Below are 5,324 nucleotides of genomic sequence, written 5' to 3' on the forward strand. Positions count from 1 at the left end.
CGGCGCGGGCGGCGGTAAGGGCGGCAGCAGCACCTGCTGCAGCGGAGTAGGCGCTGGCGGCGCAGGCGGCACTCAGGCGAGTCCCAACGGCCGGAACGGAGGCGACGTCGCGGCTCCCGCCGATCTGTCCGGCGGTGGCGGCGGTGGCGGCGGGTTCAACGGCAATGGCGCCGGCGCGGCGACAGTCACAAATACGTCCCCCCTGACAGGCGGCAATGGCGGCAAAGGCGGCAATGGTCCGGCGACTATTGGAGACTTCGGTGGCGGCGGCGGCGGTGGCGGCGGCGCCGGCGGTTATGGCGCCATTGTCACTGGGGACGGGGCGAGCAGCAACACCAGCACCATCATCGGCGGCAACGGCGGCGCGGGCGGCAATAGCGGTGGGCACCGCGGTAGCTGGGGAGGTTCAGGCGGCGACGGTGGTGTGGGCGTGCAGTTCACCACGTCGGGCGCGACCTTCACCAACTCGGGGACGGTAACCGGCGGCAATGGCGGCGCGGGCGGCGCCGCCACGGGGCGTGGGAGCAACGGGACGGCGGGCGCGGGCGGCGTCGGCGTCGTCGGTTCAGGCCTGACTATCATCAACAGCGGCACCATCACCGCCGGCCTTGCTGGCGATGGCACGACGCGCGCCGACGCCATCATCTTCACGGGCGACACCAACGTGCTGGAGTTGCAGGCCGGCTCCACGATCACCGGCAACGTGCTCGCGAGCGCCGTAGATACGCTGCGGCTCGGCGGCAGCAGCAATGCCAGCTTCGACGTGTCGCAGATCGGCAAGGCCGCGCAGTACGTGAACTTCGGCACCTTCGCAAAGACCGGCAGCAGCACCTGGATGCTGACCGGCACCAATGCCGCGGCCCTGTCGTGGGCGGTCAATGCCGGCACGCTGATGGTGAATGGCACCATGAGCAGTGCGATCATGACGGTCGACAACGGCGGCACGCTCGGCGGCACCGGCACGGTGGGCAGTGTCACGGTCGCGAGCGGCGGCACCTTTGCACCTGGCTCGGGTACGCTCGGCAGCATGATGACGGTTTCAGGCAATCTCGCCTTCCAGTCCGGTTCGGCTTACCTTGTGCAGGTCAATCCATCGACGGCGTCAAGCGCCGTCACGGGCAGCGCGACCCTGACAGGCGGCACGGTGAATGCGCAATTCGCGGCCGGCAACTATCTCGAGAGACAGTACACCATTCTCACCGCCAGCGGCGGGCTCGGCGGCACGACCTTCGCCGGCCTCGCCAACAGCAACCTGCCGGGCGGGTTCACCGACAGCCTGAGCTACAGCGGCACCGGCGTGTTCCTGAACTTGACGGCCACGCTGGGCCAGCGCCCCGGCCCAGTCCTCAATGGCAACCAGCAGAACGTCGCGAGCGCGCTCAACAACTTCTTCAACAATGGCGGCGCGCTGCCGCCGGACTTCGTCAGCATCTTCGGCCTGACGGGCGGCAATCTTGCGACCACGCTCTCGCAGCTCTCGGGTGAAGCCGCGACCGGCGCCCAGCAGGGCGCGTTTCAGTTCATGAGCCAGTTCCTCGGGCTGATGCTCGATCCCTTCATCGATGGGCGCGGTGGCGCGGGATCGGGCGGCGCGCTCGGCTTTGCGCCCGAGCGCGAGCCGCTTCCGGACGATGTCGCGCTCGCTTACGCCAAGGTGATGAAGGCACCGGCGTACAAGGCGCCGGTCGGCTTCGATCAGCGCTGGACAGCGTGGGCGAGCGGCTTCGGCGGCTACAACAAGACCAACGGCGATCCGACCACCGCTAGCCACGATCTCACCGCTCACGCGGCCGGCGTTGCCGCGGGGCTCGACTACCGCGTGAGCCGCGATGCCGTGATCGGCTTCTCGCTGGCCGGCGGCGGCACCAAGTGGGACCTGGCGCAGGGACTCGGCAGCGGCAAGAGCGATACGTTCGCAGGCGGCGTCTACGGCGCGGTGCGGTCCGGCCCGGCCTATGTCGCGGCATCCTTTAGCGGCGGCAATCATTGGCTGTCCACCGACCGCTTCGCCGCGTTCGGCGATCACCTCACCGCAAGCTTCAACGGCGAGAGTTTTGGCGGCCGCATCGAGGGCGGCTATCGCTTCGGTCTGGGCACCGGTGGCATCACGCCTTACGCCGCGTTGCAGGCCCAGAGTTTCCGCACGCCGACCTATAGCGAAACCGACCTCACCGGCGGCGGCTTCGGCCTGACCTATCAGGGCCGCAGTGCGACCGACACCCGCAGTGAACTCGGCGCGCGCTTCGACCAGATGGCGCTGGTCGATCCGGATGCGGTGATCATCGTCCGCGGCCGGCTCGCCTGGGCACATGACTGGATCAGCGATCCGACGCTCGCCGCCGCCTTCCAGGCGCTGCCCGGCGCGAGCTTCCTCGTCAACGGCGCAACGCCAGCCAAGGACGCCGCGCTGGTCTCGGCCGGTGCGGAGCTGAAGCTTGCCAGCGGAGTCAGCCTGCTCGGCAAGTTCGACGGCGAGTTCGCCGGCCGCGCCCAGACCTATGCCGGAACCGGCACCATCCGCGTGAGCTGGTAGGACGCGGGCTCACCGGCGTGTGCTCCCGACGCGATGGGCGGGGTTGGCCGAGCAAGGGTGTGGTATCGCTGCCACGCTGGTGAGGATTTGCACGCGGCCCTTTTCTCGCCCCGCGTCCGGCGCGTTGCTTGCGCTCGGCCTGTTGCGTAACACTCGATAACATTACGCTGCTCGGCGCGAGCTTCATCGTGAACCGGGCGGCGCTCGCGCTCGACTCCGCGCTGGTGACCGCGGCCGTCGAGAAGAAATGGCTCAACGGCTGGTCAGCAGCGGCAACATTTGAGGGTGAGTTCTCGAATGTGACCACGAGCTACGCCGGTAAGGGCGTGGTGCGCTACACGTGGTGACGTCCGTTTATGGCCCTGGCTGTGTGAAAACGCTGCGCCTGATGTGATTCGCGCGATATGATTCCCGCACGATTTGCGGGGGGGCTGGAATGAAGCGCTTCATTGCGGAGGCGGATCGTGGGCAGCGGACGCTGTTGCCCGAATGCCTCGATGACTTCATTGACGAGAGCAACCCGGTTCGCGTGATCGACGTATTTGTCGATGCGCTCGGTTTGGCTGAGATGGGCTTTGAGGGTGCGGAGCCGGCGGCCACCGGTCGGCCGTCGTACCATCCCTCGGTGCTCCTTAAGCTTTACATTTACGGCTATCTGAACCGGGTGCAGTCGAGCCGGCGGTTGGAACGAGAGGCCGGGCGCAATGTCGAGGTGATGTGGCTGCTGGGTCGGCTCGCTCCCGATCACAAGACGATTGCGGACTTCCGCAAGGACAACAGCCTGGGGCTGCGTAAGGTCTGTGCGCGCTTTGTCGAGCTCTGCCGCGGGATGGGTCTTCTCACGACGGCGAGCGTCGCCATCGATGGGAGCAAGTTCAAGGCCGTGAACAACCGGGACAGGAACTTCACGCGCGCGAAGGTGGAGCGGCGGCGTGCTCAGCTCGAGGAGAGCGTCGCGCGCTACCTCAGCCAACTTGACACGGCCGACCGGCAGGAGCCGAGCGAGGCGCTCGCCTCGAAGGTGACGAGGCTTACCGAGAAGCTGACAAAGCTGAAGGAGGAAATGGGCAAGCTGGCTGTCTACGAGAAGCAGATGCTCGCTTCGCCCGACCAGCAAATCTCGCTGACCGACCCCGACAGCCGTTCGATGGCGACGAGCGGCCGCGGCTCTGGCGTTGTCGGCTACAATGTCCAAGTCGCTGTCGATACCGACCATCACCTGATCATCGCGCATGAGGTGACGAACAGCGGCTCGGATCGGGCACAACTTGCCAATATGGCCACGCAGGCGAAGGCTGTTCTGAAGACTGAGACGCTCGAAGCTGTAGCCGATCGCGGCTACTTCAGCAGCCCGGAGATCCTGGCCTGCCACGAGGCCGGCATCACGGTAACTCTGCCCAAGCCGATGACTTCGGGCGCCAAGTCGGACGGACGCTTCGGTAAGCAGGACTTTGTCTATTTGCCGGAGGAAGACGCCTATCGTTGTCCGGCCGGGGAGCGATTGCCGTATCGCTATACAAACGAAGAAGCCGACAAGATGCTGCGGCGCTACTGGACCAACGCCTGTAAGAATTGCTCGATCAAACCCCAGTGCACGCCCGGCTCAGAGCGACGGATCACGCGATGGGAGCACGAGGATCTGCTCGACGCCGTGCAGCAGCGGCTCGATGCGACCCCGCTCGCTATGCGCCTTCGTCGCGAGACGGTCGAGCATCCGTTCGGCACGATGAAGGCACGCATGGGAGCGACGCACTTCCTGACCAAAACTCTCCCAAAGGTAGCCGCCGAGATGGCCCTCTCGGTTCTGGCCTATAATCTGACCCGAGCAATGAATATCCTCGGGATCAGGCCGCTGATCGCCGCGATCGCGGCCTGAGGCCGGTCCAGTTTTGGCTTCAAGACTCACGGCCCTGTAAGGCTGTTTTTACACGGCCAAGACCCGTTGCAGACATTGGGGTCCGCTGTCATTCTCCTCGAATGGTAGGCGGCTGGGAAAAAGCTCGACGGATGGATTTGCGGCGTTCCACAGGCACGCGCGCCGACCCGCGTCCACCTAAAGCGGTGCGCGGACAAGATTACCTCATTGCTCATGCCTGCTTCGAGTGTCGGAAATCATGGAAGGTGCGGGCGGCCCCGGGCGCAGCTTGCCCGCAGTGCGGCTCATGTCTGCATGAGATGGGCCGATCGTTCAAAGCTCCAAAGCGTTCCGACGCCGAGCAATGGCAAAAGGTGCAAGCCCTCTGGTCAGCGGGTTTCCGCTTCTGGAGCTACCGGAGCCATCCCGACGCCGAACCATTGCCAGAACGATTGCGGGATGTTGATGATTTCATACGCCGCAACCCAAAGCACCCGATGCGCATCGCGCGCTAATCCCCTATTGGCCCATCAGCGAAGTGGCGACACCTTTCATTGAGGTCCGCTTTTTGGGCGAGGCGGACATGAGCCGAACGGAAAGACCTGCCACATGGGTCGAAAATGACCCATCTCGGACATCGAGCGACGTCCAATCGGCGGTCCAAAGCACCGCGAGAATACGACGTGGCAACTGCCCTAAATTTGTAATCTCGGCAAACGACATTTAGCGCGACTCTGACGCATGTTAGCTGCCAATGTGGACGTGCTATGCGGCGTTTCTTCGCTGGAACGCTATTCCGCAAGAATCCTGATCGCCAGATTGGTGTCACCGAAGCGCCGTTCGTAAGCGCGAATATAAGCCTCTTGCGAGGGCTTTAGGTGGCGTCGCGCGAGCGCAATCAGGTCGTCGCGGCGCGAGGCCCGCAACGCTTCGATC

At 65.0% G+C, this 5,324-nt stretch carries 2 protein-coding genes and 1 pseudogene; all 3 read left to right on the forward strand.

Annotated features, from left to right (window positions below; translation table 11 throughout):
- On the forward strand, positions 1-2,533 hold a 2,533-nt coding region (locus AC630_RS36055), incomplete at its 5' end, for an autotransporter outer membrane beta-barrel domain-containing protein (protein WP_167561349.1).
- A gap of 167 nt (positions 2,534-2,700) precedes the next feature.
- Positions 2,701-2,880 (forward strand): annotated as a pseudogene (locus AC630_RS36060) (autotransporter outer membrane beta-barrel domain-containing protein); the annotation flags it as partial.
- Between the two features lie 89 nt (positions 2,881-2,969).
- Complete coding sequence (locus tag AC630_RS36065; protein WP_074123157.1) at positions 2,970-4,409, forward strand: IS1182 family transposase; 1,440 nt, start codon at positions 2,970-2,972, stop codon at positions 4,407-4,409.
- Positions 4,410-5,324 lie beyond the last annotated feature (915 nt).

It is taken from the genome of Bradyrhizobium sp. AS23.2 (assembly GCF_001908185.1).
In the GTDB taxonomy this organism is placed as follows: domain Bacteria; phylum Pseudomonadota; class Alphaproteobacteria; order Rhizobiales; family Xanthobacteraceae; genus Bradyrhizobium.

Bases quoted from the DNA above. Each gene is read 5' to 3' on its own strand.
- AC630_RS36065 (WP_074123157.1), top strand. From the start codon at position 2,970: ATGAAGCGCTTCATTGCGGAGGCGGATCGTGGGCAGCGGACGCTGTTG.